This is a genomic window from Rhodoplanes sp. SY1 (assembly GCF_046000175.1).
Classification (GTDB): Bacteria; Pseudomonadota; Alphaproteobacteria; order Rhizobiales; family Xanthobacteraceae; genus Rhodoplanes.
This window is the reverse complement of record NZ_JBEOMB010000272.1, coordinates 1-736: the sequence shown is the minus strand read 5'-3', so window position 1 is coordinate 736 and position 736 is coordinate 1. Positions and strand designations below refer to the sequence as shown.

Below are 736 nucleotides of genomic sequence, written 5' to 3'. Positions count from 1 at the left end.
ACCAGGCGACGGTGGCGGCCAGGATGGCGCCGGCGAGGAAGTTTCTGGCGAGCTTGTCGTAACGCGTTGCGACGCGGCGGAAGTCCTTGAGCCGCGAGAACATCCGCTCGATGCGATTGCGGCGCCTGTAGGCGATGCGGTCGTAGGGGATCGGCTGCTTGCGGCTGGTGGTCGACGGGATCACGGCCTTGGCGCCGCCCTCGGAGAGCAGGCGTCGCAGACTGTTGGCGTCGTAAGCCTTGTCCGCGATGAGACCGGTGATCGGGGCCACTCTGGCGATCAACGTGGGTGCAAAGGCGATGTCGTTGATGTTGCCGGGCGAGAGCAACAGAACGAGGGGCCTGCCGCAGTGATCGGTTAGGGCGTGGATTTTCGTCGTCCGTCCGCCGCGCGAGCGGCCGATCGCCTGCCGGAAGGCCCCCCTTTTCCGCCGGCCGCCGAGCGGTGGGCCTTGATGTGGGTACTGTCGATCGCGACCGTCGCGATGATGCCGGTCGAGCCCGTGAGCGCTTCGAAAATCTCGAACCAGAGGCCCTGTCGGCTCCAGCGATTGAAGCGGTTGTAGATCGTCGTATAGGGGCCGTACTCGTTCGGGCAGTCGCGCCAGCGGGCACCAATCCGTAGCATGTGCACGATGCCGCTGATCACCCGACGGTCGTCGACCCGGTGAGCCCCACGCCGTCCACGCGGCAAGTGGGGCTCGATCCGCGCCCACTCGGAATCGCTCAGCCAGTAA

General features: G+C 66.3%; 1 protein-coding gene. It reads right to left on the bottom strand.

Translation table 11 applies throughout. The features are described from left to right. Positions 1-736, bottom strand: a protein-coding gene (locus tag ABTU92_RS29065) for an IS5 family transposase (RefSeq protein WP_408095035.1) whose coding sequence is annotated in 2 segments (ribosomal slippage) — positions 1-421 and positions 424-736 — 734 coding nt annotated over the 2 segments. Because the reading frame shifts where the segments join, the coding sequence is not laid out codon by codon here. This gene is flagged as partial in the annotation.